The 16052-nt window shown below is 67.9% G+C and carries 14 protein-coding genes; 7 read left to right on the top strand and 7 right to left on the bottom strand.

Going from position 1 to position 16052, the window contains the following annotated elements:
• Positions 1–83: 83 nt before the first annotated feature.
• From VED21_RS28075 to rsmD, 3 genes are read left to right on the top strand one after another with little or no spacing between them, the layout of a single operon-like run.
• On the top strand, positions 84–293 hold the full coding sequence (locus VED21_RS28075; protein ID WP_349256346.1) for a dodecin: 210 nt from the start codon (positions 84–86) through the stop codon (positions 291–293).
• Positions 294–331: 38 nt separating this feature from the next.
• Complete coding sequence (locus tag VED21_RS28070; RefSeq protein ID WP_324888322.1) at positions 332–1942, top strand: pseudouridine synthase; 1611 nt, start codon at positions 332–334, stop codon at positions 1940–1942.
• Positions 1923–2492: a 16S rRNA (guanine(966)-N(2))-methyltransferase RsmD gene (rsmD, locus tag VED21_RS28065; protein ID WP_324888320.1), complete on the top strand. Its 570-nt coding sequence runs from the start codon at positions 1923–1925 to the stop codon at positions 2490–2492. The genes VED21_RS28070 and rsmD overlap by 20 nt, the downstream gene beginning before the upstream one ends.
• Before the next feature lie 92 nt (positions 2493–2584).
• On the opposite strand, the gene VED21_RS28060 is transcribed toward rsmD, so the two are convergent.
• Positions 2585–4288 carry a methyl-accepting chemotaxis protein gene (locus tag VED21_RS28060; protein WP_324888318.1) on the bottom strand — a complete coding sequence of 568 codons (1704 nt, stop codon included), beginning with the start codon at positions 4286–4288 and terminating at the stop codon, positions 2585–2587.
• Positions 4289–4565: 277 nt separating this feature from the next.
• Between VED21_RS28060 and VED21_RS28055 the strand changes: the two genes are divergently transcribed.
• Positions 4566–4916, top strand: a complete 351-nt coding sequence (locus tag VED21_RS28055; RefSeq protein ID WP_324888316.1) for an STAS domain-containing protein — start codon at positions 4566–4568, stop codon at positions 4914–4916.
• A 6-nt stretch (positions 4917–4922) separates the two neighbouring features.
• On the opposite strand, the gene mutL is transcribed toward VED21_RS28055, so the two are convergent.
• Positions 4923–6794, bottom strand: coding sequence for a DNA mismatch repair endonuclease MutL (gene mutL, locus VED21_RS28050; RefSeq protein ID WP_324888314.1), 1872 nt, complete (start codon positions 6792–6794; stop codon positions 4923–4925).
• A gap of 424 nt (positions 6795–7218) precedes the next feature.
• Between mutL and VED21_RS28045 the strand changes: the two genes are divergently transcribed.
• Positions 7219–7959, top strand: a complete 741-nt coding sequence (locus VED21_RS28045) for a nucleotide-binding protein (RefSeq protein WP_324888312.1) — start codon at positions 7219–7221, stop codon at positions 7957–7959.
• 184 nt (positions 7960–8143) lie between these two features.
• Here VED21_RS28045 and clpA read toward each other — a convergent pair whose 3' ends face one another.
• The 4 genes from clpA to VED21_RS28025 form a co-directional block, all read right to left on the bottom strand.
• A complete protein-coding gene (clpA, locus tag VED21_RS28040; protein WP_324888310.1) occupies positions 8144–10459 on the bottom strand; it encodes an ATP-dependent Clp protease ATP-binding subunit ClpA in 2316 nt (771 codons plus the stop codon).
• An 8-nt stretch (positions 10460–10467) separates the two neighbouring features.
• The gene (gene clpS / locus VED21_RS28035) at positions 10468–10794 is read right to left on the bottom strand and encodes an ATP-dependent Clp protease adapter ClpS (protein ID WP_324888308.1); all 327 of its coding nucleotides are present in this window, start codon (positions 10792–10794) and stop codon (positions 10468–10470) included.
• A gap of 427 nt (positions 10795–11221) precedes the next feature.
• Complete coding sequence (locus VED21_RS28030) at positions 11222–11701, bottom strand: phasin family protein (protein WP_324888306.1); 480 nt, start codon at positions 11699–11701, stop codon at positions 11222–11224.
• Between the two features lie 315 nt (positions 11702–12016).
• A complete protein-coding gene (locus VED21_RS28025; RefSeq protein ID WP_324888304.1) occupies positions 12017–12550 on the bottom strand; it encodes a phasin family protein in 534 nt (177 codons plus the stop codon).
• A gap of 362 nt (positions 12551–12912) precedes the next feature.
• Here VED21_RS28025 and VED21_RS28020 point away from each other — a divergent pair, with 362 nt between their 5' ends.
• Positions 12913–13665 (top strand): peptidase, encoded by a 753-nt coding sequence (locus VED21_RS28020; protein ID WP_324888302.1) that lies wholly within the window; start codon positions 12913–12915, stop codon positions 13663–13665.
• Positions 13666–13675: 10 nt separating this feature from the next.
• Here VED21_RS28020 and VED21_RS28015 read toward each other — a convergent pair whose 3' ends face one another.
• Complete coding sequence (locus VED21_RS28015) at positions 13676–14428, bottom strand: hypothetical protein (protein ID WP_324888300.1); 753 nt, start codon at positions 14426–14428, stop codon at positions 13676–13678.
• 238 nt (positions 14429–14666) lie between these two features.
• Here VED21_RS28015 and VED21_RS28010 point away from each other — a divergent pair, with 238 nt between their 5' ends.
• A complete protein-coding gene (locus VED21_RS28010) occupies positions 14667–16022 on the top strand; it encodes a D-alanyl-D-alanine carboxypeptidase (RefSeq protein WP_324888298.1) in 1356 nt (451 codons plus the stop codon).
• Positions 16023–16052: the final 30 nt, after the last annotated feature.

Here is a 16052-nt window from a genome sequence, read left to right as displayed (position 1 = left end):
CCCGATTGCGTCAAGGCGCCCGGTTGATCCCGGCCGCGTTCCACCACAAGCTTGCATGCACCATCCACGTGAGGAGCGGCGCCATGGAAAACCACGTCTACAAGAAGGTCGAGATCGTCGGCACCTCCGACACCTCGATCGACGACGCGATCCGCAACGGCATCGAGCGTGCGGCGAAGACACTGAAGCACGTCGACTGGTTCGAGGTGGGCGAAATCCGCGGCAACGTGCGCGGCGGCGCCGTGGCGCAGTTCCAGGTCGTGATGAAGGTGGGCTTCCGCCTGGAGGAGTGAGTTGCGGGCCGGGCCGCTTGGCCCTATGGTCCCTGCCCATGGACACCCCTTCCACCGATAACCGCACCCCGCCCGAGACCGCTGCCGAAGACGCCTCGGGCGGCGAGCGCATCGCCAAGCGGCTGGCGCGCGCGGGCCTGTGCTCGCGCCGCGACGCCGAGCGCTGGATCGCCGACGGCCGCGTCGAGGTCAACGGCCGCACGCTGAACAGTCCTGCCTTCGTGGTGCGATCAGGCGACGTCGTGATCGTCGACGGCAAGCTGGTGCCGGAACCCGAACCGGCGCGCCTGTGGCGCTACCACAAGCCGGCCGGGCTGGTCACCACCGCCCGCGACGAGAAGGGCCGCACCACCGTTTTCGAGAAGCTGCCACCGGAGATGCCGCGCGTCGTCTCGGTCGGCCGCCTGGACCTGACCACCGAGGGGCTGCTGCTGCTCACCAACGACGGCGAGCTGGCGCGCTTCCTGGAGCTGCCCTCCACCGGCTGGACGCGCCGCTACCGCGTGCGCGTGCATGGCGCCGTGGACGAGAAGCGCCTCGCCGGCCTCGCCAAGGGCCTGACCATCGAGGGCGTGCAGTACGGCCCCATCGAGGCGACGCTGGACCGCGTGCAGGGCTCCAACGCCTGGCTGACGGTCGGCATCAAGGAAGGCAAGAACCGCGAGATCCGCAAGGTGATGGAAAGCCTGGGCCTCGTGGTCAACCGGCTGATCCGCACCGCCTACGGCCCCTTCCAGCTGGGTAAGCTGCCGGAAGGCGAGGTGGAGGAGGTGCCGCGGCGCGTGGTCAAGGACCAGCTCGCCCGCTTCTTCTCCGGCCGCGACGGCGAGGTGGCGGATACCGCCGTCCCCGTCGGCACCGCCAAGGCCGCGCCGAAGGCGGCCTTCCGCGGCGGTGGCAAGGGCGGCGGCAAGCCGGAAGCGAAGCCGGCCAACTCGCCGCTGCGTGCATCGACCAAGCCGAAGCCGGCCGCCAGGGCGGAACGTTCCGAGTCCGGCGAGGCGCCGGCCGAGCGCCCCTTCGCCGAAGGCAGGCCGCAGCGCGGCAAGCCGGCTGGCGCGAGGCCCGGCGAAGGCCGGCCGGCGCGCCGGGCGCACGCCGAGGCACCGGCCGAACGGACGCCGGACCGGGTCGGCGACGACAAGCCGCGCGGCGGCAAGCGGCCGGGCGGGGCATCGGCGGGTGCCGGAAAGCCGGCGCGCCGGGTGGCCGAGGCGCCCTCCACCGATTGGTCGCCCATGGGCAAGCCGCGTGCCGGCAAACCGGGCGCTGCGAAGCCGGCCGATGTGAGACCGGTTGGTGCGAAGCCAGGCGGTGCGAAATCGGCCGGCGCAAAGCCGGGAGCCGGCAAGCCGGCCCGCCGGGCGGCGGGCGAGGGGAGCGCCGACTGGTCCCTCGTCGATGAACCGCGTGGTGGAAAGCCCGCCGGCGCCAAGCCGGGTGCCGGAAAGCCGCCGCGCCGCGCCGCCGGTGAAGCGCCTGCCGGCAAGCCGGCCGGCGGGAACCGCGGGCCACGGCCGGGTGCGGGCGCGGCGGGGAAACCCGGCGGCCCGCCGAAGCCGGGCGGCCCGTCCAAACCGACCGCGTCCAAACCGACCCCGTCCAAACCGACCTCCAGGAACGGCGGCCGTGCGGATCGTCGGCGGTAGCCACCGCGGACGCCGGCTGGCGGCGCCGGCCGGCCGCGACGTCCGCCCGACCACCGACCGCACGCGCGAGGCCATCTTCAACATCCTGGCGCATTCCGGCTGGGGGCCCGACGGCGGCTCCCCGGTGGACGGCGCCGTGGTGCTCGACGGCTTCTGCGGCACCGGGGCGCTGGGGCTGGAGGCGCTGTCGCGCGGTGCGGCGCGGGCCACTTTCCTGGACCTCGCCCGCGGTTCGCTGGACACCGTGCGCGCCAACATCGCCGAGCTGAAGGAGGAGGGGCGGACCGTCGTGCTGCGCGCCGACGCCACCAAGCCGCCGAAGGCGCGCGACGCCGCGACGCTGGTGTTCCTCGATCCGCCCTACGCCCAGGATCTGGCGCCCAAGGCGCTGACGGCCCTGGCCGCCGCCGGCTGGCTGGCGCCGGGCGCCACGGTGGTGGTGGAGGAGGCGGCCGACACCCCGGTGCCCCTGCCGCCCGGCTTCGAGGCGCTGGACGAGCGCCGCTACGGCGACACCAAGGTGCTGTTCCTGGGGTATCGGGCGGGGTGAAGGCACGCTGCCGTTGGGTTTTCGCTGGCGCTCAACCCAACCTGCGACGCCGCCGTAGGTTGGGTTGAGGCATCAGCCGCAAAACCCAACGTCTACGCCGCCAGCCGGTTCGACTGCCGGATCTCGTTGAGGAAGTCCTCCACATGGTGTTCCAGCGCCTCGGACTGGCGGACCAGCTCCTCCGCCGCCTGGGCGACGGAGAGGGAGGCGTCCAGCGTGCCGTTGGCCGCCACCGACACGTCGTTGATGTGCAGGTTGATCTCGTCGGTGCCGTGCGCCGCCTGCGCCACGTTGCGGCTGATCTCCGAAATGGCCGCGTGCTGCTGGTGGATGGCCGAGGCGATGGAGGCGGAGGCCTGATGCACCTCCGCCACCGTGCGGACGATCTCGGCGATGGCGCCCACCGCCTGTTCCGTCTCGGTCTGCACCACCGACACCTGGGCGGCGATCTCGTCGGTCGACTGGGCGGTCTGGTTGGACAGGCCCTTCACCTCGTGCGCCACCACGGCGAATCCCTTGCCGGCGTCGCCGGCCCGCGCCGCTTCGATGGTGGCGTTCAGCGCCAGCAGGTTGGTCTGGCTGGCGATGGCGCGGATCAGGTCGACCACCTCGTCGATGCGGCCGGCGGCCTCGGCCAGCCCGCGAACGACCTGCCGGCTCTTCTCCGCCTGCTCGGCGGCGGCCTTGGCGACCTCGGAGGCGCGCTCGACCTGACGGCCGATCTCGTGGCTGGTGGCGTTCAGCTCCTCGGTGGCGGCGGCCACGGTCTGTACGTTGGACGACGCCTGCTGGGTGGCGGCGGCCACGGCGGTGCTCTGGGCGCTGGTCTGTTCGGCGTTGGCGGACATGGTGCCGGCGGCCCCGTGCAGCCGGTCGATCACCTGGGAGATGGAGGTGATCATGCCCTTGACGCGCACCTCCATGGAATCGGCCATGGCCAGCATGGCGCGCTTGCGCTCGTCGATGGCGCGGCGCTCGTGCTCCTCCTGCTCGCGGCGCAGGCTCTCCAGGCGGACGACGTTCTCCTTGAAGACCTGGACGGTGCGCGCCATGTCGCCGATCTCGTCGGCGCGGCCGGTGGCCGGCACCTCGACGGTGGTCTCGCCCTGCGACAGGCGCAGCATGGCCGCGCGCATGGCGGCGATCGGCCGGGTGATCGACCGGCTCATGGCCCAGGCGGCGACCAGCACGGCCAGCAGGACCACGGCGAAGATGCCGGCCTGCTGCATCACCTTCTCGTGGAAGACGGCGTCCACGTCGTCCACGTAGATTCCGGTGCCGACCACCCAGTCCCAGCCGGGGATGCGCATGACGTAGGAGATCTTCGGCACCGGCTGGCCGCCCTGCACCTTGGGCCAGCTGTACGGCACGAAGCCGGCGCCGTCGCGCCGCGCGGCCTCGATGAAGCGTTCGAAGATCGCCACGCCGTTCGGATCGCGGATGCTCATCAGGCTCTGCCCGACGCGGTCCTTCAGCGTCGTCGGGTGCATCAGCAGGATGCCCTGCAGGTCGTTCACCCAGAAGTAGTTGCCGCCCTCGTAGCGCATCAGGGCGATGGCCTCCAGCGCGGCGCGCTTGGCCTCGGCCTCCGGCATGGTGCCCTTGGCGGCGCGGTCGGCGTAGGCCAGCGCCAGGCTCGCCGCCGCGTCCACCAGATCGCGCGTCTTCATCTGGCGGTCGTGCATGAGTTCGGCGCGCAGGCTCGTCAGCGCCACCGCGCCGATCGCCAGCATGCCCACCAGCGCCACAGAGGCCATGGCCGTCAACCGGCCGCGCAGCTTCAAAGCAAAGACCATCGACCTTCGTACGCGGCCCTTCGTGCGGCCGTGCCGGGCCGCCACCGGGCTCGCCCCCTCCTGCGAAGCGCCCGACGGCCAGACGACCGTCTGGCGGGGCAGGTGGTTACGACACTAGACAAAATACCCAGCCGCAACATAGGGTTACAGGATTGCAATGTAAATACTCCTTTCGGCAACCCGCCGCCGACGAAGGGATAGAGGGCCAATCCTTCTGCGCGGCGCCAAGTCCGCGCTTTGTTACAGGCCTGAAAAACTGTGGAGAGCCTACTGGGGTATGCTGCAGCTTGAGCAGCAGCAGGAGGGTCCGATGCGGATCGGCACGCCTTTCGGAGCTGCCCTGCGGCGTGACCGCCACCGGCTGCTGGCGGCCTGCCGCGGGGCACTGACGTACACCAGCTACGAGACGTTCCGCCCTCTGCTCGACGCGGTCGGCGGCCACCGCAACGGCGAGGTGGTGCTCGACTTCGGCGGGCTCGACTTCCTGGATTCCAACGGGCTGGGCATGCTGCTGGTGCTGAAGGACAGGGCGCGCGAGCGCGGCAGCCGCCTGCGCCTCGTCAACGTGCCGCCGCGCGTCGAACAGGTGCTGAGCACCACCGGCATGCGGCAGATGCTGGAGGGGTGACGGCGATCACCGCCGGCCAAACAGCTTCTCGATGTCCGCCAGCTTCAGCTCCACATAGGTGGGCCGGCCGTGGTTGCACTGGCCGGAATGCGGCGTCGCCTCCATCTGGCGCAGCAGGGCGTTCATCTCCTCCACCGTCAGGGTGCGGCCGGCGCGGACGGAGCCGTGGCAGGCCATGGTGGCGCACACCTCCTCCAGCCGCTCCTTCAGCGACAGCGCGTCGCCCAGTTCGGCCAGTTCCTCGGCCAGGTCCTTGACCAGCCCCTTCACGTCGGCCTGGCCCAGCAGGGCCGGCACCTCGCGCACCATGACGCAGCCGGGGCCGAACGGCTCGATCACCAGCCCCAGTTCGGCCAGCTCGGCGGCGCGCGCCGCCAGGCGGTTGGCCGAGGGCTCGTCCAGTTCGATCACCTCGGGGATCAGCAGACCCTGGCGCCGGACGCCGCCGTTCACCATGGCGTCCTTCATGCGTTCGTAGACGAGGCGCTCGTGCGCCGCGTGCTGGTCGACGATGACGATGCCCTGGCCGGTCTGCGCCACGATGTAGGTGTTGTGCACCTGCGCGCGGGCGGCGCCCAGCGGGTGCTGGTCCAGCGGCGGCGCCTCCGCCACCGGCGGCGCGTACTCCGGCGGCCGCGCGGCGGGCGTGGCGGCAAGGCCGGACAGCGGCGCCTGGAACGCGACGGAGCGCTCGGCCAGCCCGCGCGACACCGGCGGATCCGGCGTGTAGCCGCCGCTCCAATGATTGCCGCCCCCGCCATACGACGGCTGGGGCGAGCGATAGGGCAGGGGGGCGGTGCCCTCCGGCCGCCCCTCCGGCCGCCCCTCTGGCCTAAGGGCGCCCAGCGTGGCGACGCCGACGGTGGTGGAGGCGCGGTGCCCGGCCTCGGCCAGCGCGTGTTTGAGGGCGCCGACGATCAGCCCGCGCACCAGCCCCTGGTCGCGGAAGCGCACCTCGGCCTTGGCCGGGTGCACGTTGACGTCCACCTCCTGCGGGTCGAGGTCGAGGAACAGCGCCAGCATCGGGTGGCGGTCGCGGGGCAGGAAGTCGGCGTAGGCGCCGCGCACGGCACCCACCATCAGCTTGTCGCGCACCGGGCGGCCGTTGACGAACAGGTGCTGGTTGCGCGCCGTGGGCCGGTGCAGCGTCGGCAGGCCGATCCAGCCGGCCAGCCGCACGCCCTCGCGCGTGGCGTCCACCGGCACGGCGTTGTCCTGGAAGTCGCGGCCCATCAGCGCGCCCAGGCGCGTCAGCCGCGCGTCGCCCAGTTCCCCTTGCGCCGCCGACAGGCGCAACGCCGACCGCCCGTCGTCGGACAGGGTGAAGGCGACGCCGGGGTGCGCCATGGCGAGGCGCTCGATGCAGTCGGCGATGTGGTCGAACTCGGTGCGGGCGGCCTTCAGGAACTTGAGCCGCGCCGGAACGGCGGCGAACAGGTCGCGCACCTCGACCCGCGTGCCCTGCTGCAGCGCGGCGGGCTGCGGCCGGCCCTTGGCCCCGGCGTCGACGGTAATGGCCCAGGCGCTGTCCGCACCGCGCGGGCGGCTGGTGATGGTCAGTTTGCTGACGGCGCCGATGGAGGGCAGCGCCTCGCCCCGAAAGCCCAGCGTGCGGATGTCCAGCAGATCGTCCGAGGAGAGCTTGGACGTGGCGTGCCGCTCGACCGCCAACTCCAGCTCGTCCGGCGTCATGCCGCAGCCGTCGTCGGTGATGGAGATCAGCGACTTGCCGCCGTCGCGCACCACCACGTCGACGCGCGTGGCGCCCGCGTCGATGGCGTTCTCCGCCAGTTCCTTCACGGCGGCGGCAGGGCGCTCCACCACCTCGCCGGCGGCGATGCGGTTGACCAGGGTCTCGGGCAAAAGGCGAATGGGCATGCGCGAAATATAGTGGGTGGCGCGGGGGAATGCCACAACGGCGGGGGCGCAGGGCAACGAACTCAGGTTAATTTCTGCGAACGGATGCCGGACAAATCCGGCCGCGCTCACGTTGGGACGTCAACCGCCAAAAGTGGCCTAGACGGAATTCGCTTCCTGCTGCCCGTCGCTGGTGTGGCGCGTTAACCTGAGTTCGTTGCCCGGCGGCGGGATGGGGGTGGTGGGGGCGTTGGCTATGCGGCAGGGGCGGTCGCTCGTGCCTGCAATCCAGAATAATTGAATTTTATCCCTCAATGTAGGGGATATTTGCTCGGCCGCAGGTTGACGAATGCTGGCTAAAAGCGGTAAAGCCGTTTTTCAATAAGGTTCGAAATAATGCCAATCGATGGTCGGCTGGCAGTTGCTTTGTGAATGGAGATTCAACGTGGCGGCGAGCTTCGAGGGCGGCATTGAGGATCTAAAAGACAAAGTTGCAAGCGCTGCCATTGTCGGTGAATGGTCGGACGATAATCAAGGTAAATACAGCTTCCGATCCAAGAAAGGAGGGGTTTTGAACTTCTGGCCCTCCAAGGGAACGCTTCAATTTCAGGGAAAGCCAGAGCCAAAGGCTGAATTGGAGGCAATTTTTTCAGTCTGCGAATCCAATGGTCTTCGTCCGATAGCTAACAACAGCGTCCTGCAAAAAGTGGCTGATCAGAAGACAAGAATATTCGTGGTTCATGGGCATGACCATGCGGCGCTGGAGCAGCTTGAACTTGTGTTGCGTCGCTTGAATCTTGACCCATACATTCTTCAGAACAATGATGGCGGAAGCAAAACAATCATTGAAGCGCTTGAGCAGCAGATTTACCGAGAAGCATCCTTCGGTATTGTACTGATGACGCCAGATGATTATGGGTACTCCAAAATTAAGGGAGAAGAAGACCGGCAGCCCAGAGCGCGCCAAAATGTTGTTTTGGAAATGGGTATGGTGCTCGCGTCGCTTGGGCGAGACAGGATGGTTATTCTAAAAAAGGGAGCGCTCGAAATCCCAAGTGATATTGATGGTGTTCTGCGCCTTGAATTCAATGATCATGTCAAAGAAGTTGGGGTAAGGCTGGCCACGCGCATGAAAAATGCTGGAATAGAAATTGATGATACTCTTATTCACCGGGTTGGTATGTAAGCTGCGCCTTTTCTTTCGTTACTCAGAATCCGTCCCGGATACGCCATGCCTGAGTCGCGGAGACGTAGCGATGTCCGCTTCTGGCCGATAGTAGGCGTCCAATCCTACCTACCACCCGTCCCACCCCCACAAATGGGGAACGGGGGCCTTTCGGCCCCCGTTCGCGGTGTCACGTTCCGGAGGATCACTCCGCCAGTTCGTGCACCATCTCGTCCTCGTCGTCGCCGGCGCGGCGCTTCGGCCGGTGGCCCTCGACGTATTCGAACGCCAGTTTCTCGTCCTTCACCGTGACCTTCACCAGGCCGCCCTTGGCGAGCTTGCCGAACAGCACCTCTTCCGCCAGCGGCTTCTTGATGTGCTCCTGGATGACACGGCCCAGCGGACGCGCACCGTAGAGCGGGTCGTAGCCCTTCTTGCCCAGCCACTCGCGCGCCGCGTCGGTCAACTCGATCGTCACGCCGCGGTCTTCCAACTGGGCCTCCAGCTGCATGACGAACTTGTCGACCACGCGGTGGATGACGTCCGGCGTCAGCGCCGCGAACGGGATGATCGAGTCGAGGCGGTTGCGGAACTCCGGCGTGAACAGCTTCTCCACCGCTTCCATGTCCTCGCCCACGCGGCGTTCGCGTTCGAAGCCGATGGCGGGCTTCGCCATGTCGGCCGCACCGGCGTTCGACGTCATGATCAGGATCACGTTGCGGAAGTCGACCATCTTGCCGTTGTGGTCGGTCAGCTTCCCGTGGTCCATGATCTGGAGCAGGATGTTGAAGAGGTCCGGATGGGCCTTCTCGATCTCGTCCAGCAGCAGCACGCAGTGCGGATGCTGGTCGATGGCGTCGGTCAGCAGGCCGCCCTGGTCGAAGCCGACGTAGCCCGGAGGGGCGCCGATCAGCCGCGACACGGTGTGCCGCTCCATGTACTCCGACATGTCGAAGCGGGTCAGCTCGATGCCCAGCGTGTGGGCGAGCTGGCGGGCCACCTCGGTCTTGCCGACACCGGTCGGGCCGGTGAACAGGTAGTTGCCGATGGGCTTCTCCGGCTCGCGCAGGCCGGCCCGCGCCAGCTTGATCGCCGAGACCAGCGCGTCGATGGCCTTGTTCTGGCCGAAGACCATGGTCTTCAGGTCGCGTTCCAGGTTCTGGAGCACTTCCTTGTCGTCGCGGCTGACCGACTTCGGCGGGATGCGGGCGATCTTGGCGACCACCGCCTCCACGTCCTTCACGCCGATCTTCTTCTTGCGCTTGTTCTCCGGCAGCAGCATCTGCGCGGCACCGACCTCGTCGATGATGTCGATGGCCTTGTCCGGCAGCTTGCGGTCGCCGATGTACTTGGCCGACAGCTCCACCGCCGAGCGCACGGCGTCGTTGGTGTAGCTGACCCGGTGGTGCTTCTCGTAGTACGGCTTGATCCCCTGGAGGATCTTGATCGCGTCCTCGATCGACGGCTCGTTCACGTCGATCTTCTGGAAGCGCCGGACCAGCGCGCGGTCCTTCTCGAAGTAGTTGCGGTACTCCTTGTACGTCGTGGAGCCCACGCAGCGCAGCGTGCCCGAGGCAAGCGCCGGCTTCAGCAGGTTCGACGCGTCCATGGCCCCGCCCGAGGTGGCGCCCGCACCGATGACCGTGTGGATCTCGTCGATGAACAGGATGGCGCCGTCCAGCGCCTCCAGTTCCGAGATCACGGCCTTCAGGCGTTCCTCGAAGTCGCCGCGATAGCGGGTGCCCGCCAGCAGCGAGCCCATGTCGAGCGCGTAGATGGTCGCGCCCTTCAGGACCTCCGGCACCTCGCCGTGGACGATGCGGCGTGCCAGCCCCTCGGCGATGGCGGTCTTGCCGACACCGGGGTCGCCGACGTACAGCGGGTTGTTCTTCGACCGCCGGCACAGGATCTGGATGGTCCGTTCGACCTCCTGCTCCCGTCCGATCAGCGGGTCGATCTTACCGCTGGCCGCTTTCTTGTTCAGATTGACGCAATAGGCCTCTAGGGCCTCGCTGCCTTTCTTCACGACTTTCTCCGCCGCCGCGTCCTCGTCGGCCCCGGTGACCCGCTTGGTGTCCGAGCGGCCCGGAGCCTTCGCGATACCGTGAGAGATGTAGTTCACCGCGTCGAACCGGGTCATCTCCTGCTCCTGCAGGAAATAGACCGCGTGGCTCTCGCGTTCAGAGAACAAGGCGACAAGCACGTTTGCTCCCGTCACCTCCTCTCGTCCCGACGACTGAACGTGGATCGCCGCTCGCTGCAGGACCCGCTGGAACCCAGCCGTAGGCTTGGCATCATCGGGCCTGTTCGTGATCAGGTTCGCAAGTTCGTTGTCGAGGTAATCCGACAGTTCCGCCCGCAGTCGGTCCAGATCGACGCCGCACGCGCGCAGCACGGCCATGGCGTCGGAGTCCTCCGTCAACGCGAGCAGGAGATGTTCCAGCGTCGCGTATTCGTGCCGGCGCTCGTTGGCGTAAGCAAGGGCGCGGTGCAGCGTCTGTTCCAGGTTACGCGACAGCATGTGTCGATCTAATCCTTTTCTAGCGTACATTGCAGGGGGTGCTGGTGCTGGCGTGCAAAGTCCATCACCTGGGTCACCTTGGTCTCCGCGACTTCGTAGGTGAACACGCCACAGACACCCACCCCTCTGCGGTGAACGTGCAGCATGATCCGCGTCGCTTCCTCGCGCGATTTGCTAAAAAAGCGTTCGAGTACATGAACGACGAACTCCATAGGTGTGTAGTCGTCGTTCAACATCAAGACCTTATACATGGAGGGCTTCTTGGTCTTGGGCTTGGCCTTTACGACCACGCCCGTGGCAATGCCCTCATCCCCTTTTTTGTCCGAATCGGCCATGGGCTCAACAGGTGGTCATCGCGATGTACATCCCCGCACAATGATATGAGAACTCATGGCGCCGTTGGAAGGGCTCGTTTGCGACCGCTCCCCATTTGGGAGAGACCCTCCCGGTACGGACCGCACCCCTCTACCTCGAAATAGAGGCCAAATCGCGGAAGGCAATGCCGGATCAACAGGTCGCCGCGCCAAAGGATCCGGCCATTGCCGCCGCCCTGGGGCCGTCCTGCGGCGATGTGCCGCCCGAGGACAAAAAATGGGCAGTCCACGCGGATTACCTCTGTGACAAAGCTGTGCGGCCGAAAACCGGGCTCTTGAGAGAAATCAGCGCAAAAGAAAAGAGCCCGGCAGCCGAAGCCGCCGGGCCCTCCCGTGCGTCCGTCGGGGATGGCCCCCGCAGGCCATATCCGATCAGGTTTGGGTCCGATCAGGCGGCGATCGGCTTGGCGAAGGTGTTCACCGTGGCGTTGACGCGGGCGCTGAGCGGGGCGATCGCGTCGCTGGTGACCTTGACCGACAACTCCTGCAGCTTGGTCGTCTCGGCGACCAGCGCGTCGAAGCTCTGCTTGACGAAGGCGTTCTGGAAATCGATCAGCTCGCGCACCGACTTGATGCCCATCAGCGCCTTGCCGGCGGCGACGTTCTTCTCCAGCGAGGCCTGGGTGAAGGCGGCGACCTGCTTGCCGGCCTCCTCGGCGCCCTTGGCGACGATGGTGCCGGACTGGACGACGGCGTCGACGTTCAGCTTCGACAGGGCGGCGAGGTCGTCGTAGCTCTTCAGAAGCTGGGCCTGGGCCTTCTCCAGCTGCTCCTGCTGGGCCTTCACCAGGCCTTCCAGGTTCTGCTTGGCCTGGGCGACGGCGTCTTCGATGGTCTTGGTGGCAGCGGTGATCTTGGTGATGGGCATGTCGTTCCCCGTGGTCATAAGGTCCAACCGCGCCGACCCCGTTGGTGGCAACCGGCCGCGGGCAGTCTGTTGCACCGGCCCCGCCGTCGCGGGACCTACACCTTGCGCTGCATATGCTTTTGTGCATCGCAACATGCCCTTACTATAGGCACGCATACGACCGAGTCAACGGGAACTTTGTGCGCCGCACAATCGCGCGCCGCGCGCAGCCGGTGCCGGGGGCATCCGGATAAGATGGTGACGAAACGACGACGGCCCGGCGGTCGCGGGACCGCCGGGCCGTGTGACGGCGCGGGAAAGCGCGGGTGGCCTGGATCAGGCGGCCAGCGGCTTCGACAGCGTCGCGACCGCCGCGTTCAGGCGGGCGGTCAGCGGCGCCAGCGCCTCGTTGGCGACCTTCACCGACAGCTCCTGGATCTTCGTGGCCTCGCTGACGAAGGCGTCGAAGTTCTGCTTGGCCAGGGTGTTCTGCAGGTCCACCGCCTCGTTGATCGACTTCACCGACATCAGCGCCTTGCCGGCGGCGACGTTCTTCTCGAACGAGGACTGGGCGAAGGCGGCCACTTCCTTGCCGATCACCTCGGCGCCCTTGGCGACGATGGTGCTCGACTGGACCAGCGCGTCGACGTTCTCCTTGGAGAAGGCGGCGAGGTCCTCATAGCCCTTCAGCAGCTGGGCCGAGGCCTTCTCGACCTGCTCCTTGGTGGTGGCGAAGGTCTGCTCGAACTGCGCCTTGGCCTGCTCCTGCTGGGCCTTGATGATGCTCTCGAACTGCTCCTTCGCCTGGCCGGCGAAATCCTCGATCAGCTTGGGGGCCGGCTTGGTCTTCAGGGTGGTGGTGGCGGTCATGTGCGTCGTCCTTCCTTGACTCGATCCGTGACTCGATCCGCATCGGACCTCTTGGAGCGAGCGTCGACGCGGCCAGCGGTGCCTGAGCATTATGCTGCAATGCAGCATTGACCAAATTATGGGCGGTTGAACGAAGGAGTCAACGCGATTCTTGTGCACTGCACAAAAGTCGGAGGCGTATCCGGCGAAGGTCGTAACCCTTTCGCGTGTATTCGGATGCCTGCTTAACCGAAGCTTTACCGGCCGCGTGCCCAATCCTAGCGCAGCGGCACCGGCCGTGCGCGTGCCGGATGCACGGGCGTGCCGCGGCCGAATGTCGCGCATACGAACAATCGCTTATTCGCATCCGGAATGCCCCGTCCATGACCTATTGCCTCGGCATCAAGACCCGCGACGGCCTGATCGGCCTGTCGGACGGGCGCATCACCAGCGGTTCGCAGCTCTCCTCGGCGCGCAAGGTCACGATGATGGGCAGCGGCGGCGACCGCTTCTTCATCCTGAATTCCGGCCTGCGCAGCGTGCGCGACAAGACGCTGGCCTACCTGCGCCGCGACATGGGCAAGACCCGCAGCGAGAGCTACGCGACGATGCTCGACGCGGTGACCGCCTTCACCCGCTGCCTGCGCCAGGTGGCGGCCGAGGACCGGGAAGCGCTGGAGGCGTCGCGGCTGCACTTCAACCTGCACGCCATCATCGGCGGCCAGCTGGCCGAGGACCGCGAGCCGTACATGTTCCTGGTCTATCCGGAGGGGAACTGGATCGAGGTGGACGAGCGCACGCCCTACCTCTCCATCGGCGCCACCGCCTACGGCAAGCCGATCCTGGACCGCGCGCTGATGTACGACACCGACATGGCGACGGCGCTGAAGATCGCCTACCTGTCCTTCGATTCGACGCGCGTGTCCTCCAACGACGTCGGCTATCCCGTCGACATGGTGTCGTACCACGCGGCGGCCCGCACGTGGCGCCAGGCCAACTTCGACTACGACAATCTGGTCGAGCAACGGATGTGGTGGAACCGCAACATCACCGAACTGGCCCGGCGCATGCCGAACGGCCCCTGGGTCGACGCGCTGGTGCCCGAGGCGCTGCGCCTCAGGGAGGAGCCGGCGTAAGGCCGGCCGCTTAGGGAGGGGCCGGCGTAAGGCCGGCCAGGGACCATGGGCCGAACAGGTGCGTCGGCCCGACCAGCCTGTCGGCGTTCACCTCCACCTCGAAATGCACGCCGTCGTCGCGCTCGCGCGGGACGGGCGGGGTGGCCGGCGCGTCGCCGGGCGCCGGCAACGCGGGGAAGGCGGCGCCGGTGCCGTCGGCGTCCCGCAGCGGCTCGACGAAGCGGATGTCGGCGTAACGGTCGGAGGGGTAGGGGTAGGCGGTGAAGAACCAGCGCCCGCCCCGGCAGCCGCTGGCCAGCCAGTAGATGCCGTTGGACGGCAGCCGCAGCCCACCCGGCATCGGGTCGAAGGCGCCGCTGGCGTCCAGGCGCATGACGAAGCGGGCGAACTGCTCGGCCGTCAGCCGCGTCTTGGCGGAGCGGCCGCGCCCGTTGCCCAGCGGGTCGCTCAGGTCGACGCGCGCGATGTCGGTCGCCTCGATCACGTGCGCTTCCAGCGTGGCGCCGCCGTTCCCCTGATCCCCGGTCACGTCGTAGGTGCGGACGTGCCGGTTGTAGTCGGCGTTGAACACCATCCGGTAGCGGTCCGGCCCGCCCGCGCGGCACGCCGGCCGCAGATCCTCGCCGTTCAGGTAGCTCAGCCAGACGAACTTGCGGGCGATGGGGTTGCTCTCCGGCCCCTGCGAGGCGCAGCCGGCGGCGGCCAGCAGGATCAGGCCGGCGAGGAGGCCTGGAACGGGAAGGCGCGCGTGGGGCTGGATCATGCGGTTCATCCCGTCTGGATCATGCGGATCATATAGCACGTCCGTGGTCGCCGGGGAGAGCGGGCCGGGCGCGCCGATCGGTGCAAGGGGTCTAAATCCAAACGTCAGACTACCCCTTTTGCGCGGCCGCGCGAACCGCTTCCCGAAGCGAGAAATTAACGAATTCGCGCTAGACATTGATTCAGCACAAATTTACCATTGTGCCTGCGGGGCAAGAGAAAGCTTTTTTGGGGGCATCATGTTCGTGACGCAGCGCGCCGCTCACACCGGAGCCGCGCAGTTCGCCGACCGCGTGCAGCGGCCAGTGGGCCGGGGCTGGTTGGGCGCGGCGGCGATGCTCGCCGCACTGGCGATGACGTGGAGCGCGCCGGCGCTGGCCGTGAAGTACGAGGCTATCGTCATCGACGCGCGCACGGGCCAAGTGTTGCACGAGGAGAACGCGGACGCGATCACGCATCCGGCGTCGCTCACCAAGATGATGACCCTGTACCTCACCTTCGACGCGCTGGACGCCGGCAAGCTGTCGCTGGACCAGGCGCTGCCGGTGTCGGAGCACGCCCAGGCGCAGTCGCCCACCAAGCTGGGCCTGCGCGCCGGCTCGACCATCAAGGTGGAGACGGCGATCCTCGGCCTCGTCACCAAGTCGGCCAACGACGCCTCGGTGGTGCTGGCGGAGGCGATCGGCGGTTCCCACTCGCGCTTCGCCGAGATCATGACGCGCAAGGCGCGCGAGCTGGGCATGAAGCACACCGTCTTCCGCAACGCCAACGGCCTGCCGGACGACGAACAGGTGACCACCGCCCGCGACTTCGCCATGCTGTCGCGCGCGCTGCTGACCGACCACCCCAAGTACTACCCGTATTTCAGCCGCCGCAACTTCATGTACGGCGGCCACAGCGTGCACAACCACAACCGCCTGATGTCGCGCTACGACGGCATGGACGGCATCAAGACCGGCTACATCCGCGCCTCCGGCTTCAACCTCGCGGCCTCGGCCGTGCGCGACGGCCGGCGCCTGATCGCCGTGGTGATGGGCGGCAAGTCGGCGGTGTCGCGCGACAACCGCATGGCGGCCCTGCTGGACGAGGCCTTCGCCAAGGCGCGGCGCAACGGCCCCAAGGTCGATCCCAAGGACCAGGACGCGCCCGTCGTGGCCGCCGCCGATCCCGAGGACGACGCCAAGCCCGCGCCGGCGACCGCCCAGGCCAGGCCGGTGCCGGCCGCCGCGGCGTTCCCGGCCAAGGCGAAGCCCGGCAACGCCAAGCTGGCCAGCCCGGCGAAGCCGCAGTCCATCGCCCAACTGGCCGCCGCCGCGGCGCCGGAGCCGCCGGTGCGCAAGGGCACCTGGGGCGTCCAGGTCGGCGCCTTCAACTCCCGCGCCGCCGGCCAGAAGGCGCTGGCGACCGCCACCAAGCAGCTGCCGCGCGCGTTCGCCGACGCCAAGGCCGGCATCGTCGAGGTCGCCACCAAGAAGGGCAAGGTCTACCGCGCCCGCCTGATGGGCCTGGACGAGAAGTCGGCGCGCGCCGCCTGCGCCGAGCTGGAGCGTTCCGGCCACCGCTGCGCCGCCGTCGGCCCCGGCAACGGCGCCTGATCCGGACACCCGTTCCGGAACACCGGTTCC

Source organism: Azospirillum sp. (assembly GCF_035627195.1).
Classification (GTDB): domain Bacteria; phylum Pseudomonadota; class Alphaproteobacteria; order Azospirillales; family Azospirillaceae; genus Azospirillum.
Note: the sequence above shows the minus strand (reverse complement) of the source record. Positions and strands in the feature narration are given on the sequence as shown.

Excerpts from the sequence above, each read along its gene's own strand:
- VED21_RS28055 (WP_324888316.1), top strand. The coding sequence starts at position 4,566 with ATGCTGCAGCTTGAGCAGCAGCAGGAGGGTCCGATGCGGATCGGCACG.
- VED21_RS28030 (WP_324888306.1), bottom strand. The coding sequence starts at position 11,701 with ATGCCCATCACCAAGATCACCGCTGCCACCAAGACCATCGAAGACGCC.
- VED21_RS28010 (WP_324888298.1), top strand. The coding sequence starts at position 14,667 with ATGTTCGTGACGCAGCGCGCCGCTCACACCGGAGCCGCGCAGTTCGCC.
- VED21_RS28020 (WP_324888302.1), top strand. The coding sequence starts at position 12,913 with ATGACCTATTGCCTCGGCATCAAGACCCGCGACGGCCTGATCGGCCTG.
- clpS (WP_324888308.1), bottom strand. The coding sequence starts at position 10,794 with ATGGCCGATTCGGACAAAAAAGGGGATGAGGGCATTGCCACGGGCGTG.
- mutL (WP_324888314.1), bottom strand. The coding sequence starts at position 6,794 with ATGCCCATTCGCCTTTTGCCCGAGACCCTGGTCAACCGCATCGCCGCC.
- VED21_RS28060 (WP_324888318.1), bottom strand. The coding sequence starts at position 4,288 with ATGGTCTTTGCTTTGAAGCTGCGCGGCCGGTTGACGGCCATGGCCTCT.
- VED21_RS28070 (WP_324888322.1), top strand. The coding sequence starts at position 332 with ATGGACACCCCTTCCACCGATAACCGCACCCCGCCCGAGACCGCTGCC.
- VED21_RS28075 (WP_349256346.1), top strand. The coding sequence starts at position 84 with ATGGAAAACCACGTCTACAAGAAGGTCGAGATCGTCGGCACCTCCGAC.
- VED21_RS28015 (WP_324888300.1), bottom strand. The coding sequence starts at position 14,428 with ATGATCCAGCCCCACGCGCGCCTTCCCGTTCCAGGCCTCCTCGCCGGC.
- VED21_RS28025 (WP_324888304.1), bottom strand. The coding sequence starts at position 12,550 with ATGACCGCCACCACCACCCTGAAGACCAAGCCGGCCCCCAAGCTGATC.
- clpA (WP_324888310.1), bottom strand. The coding sequence starts at position 10,459 with ATGCTGTCGCGTAACCTGGAACAGACGCTGCACCGCGCCCTTGCTTAC.